Genomic DNA, 285 nt, shown 5'->3' on the forward strand with positions numbered 1-285 from the left:
TTTCGGCCTCGACAGCCCGATCCCGCATTCCGACATTCAGGCAGCGGCAGATGCGCGCGCGCAAAACCGCTCGACGCATGACCCGGAAGGCCACGCGGCGATGATGCTGACCGATACGATTGCCAACATCCGCGAAGTGCGGGTCGCCAATCTGGTGCACAACCCGGCCTCCTATGACGCCACCCGGCGCCAGACCCTGTCTGGCACGTCGCAGTTCAGCGACTACGCCAACTCTGACCCGATCACGGTCATCAAGGAAGCCATCGCCCGCACGCTGGTTTTCCC

1 protein-coding gene is annotated in these 285 nt (G+C 63.9%); it reads left to right on the forward strand.

The window, feature by feature from the left end:
* The coding region (locus Q5762_RS37945; protein WP_315896865.1) for a hypothetical protein at nucleotides 1-285 on the forward strand (285 nt) is incomplete at both ends.

Origin of the sequence: Streptomyces sp. P9(2023), from assembly GCF_032436795.1 — a bacterium.
In the GTDB taxonomy this organism is placed as follows: Bacteria; Actinomycetota; Actinomycetes; order Streptomycetales; family Streptomycetaceae; genus Streptomyces.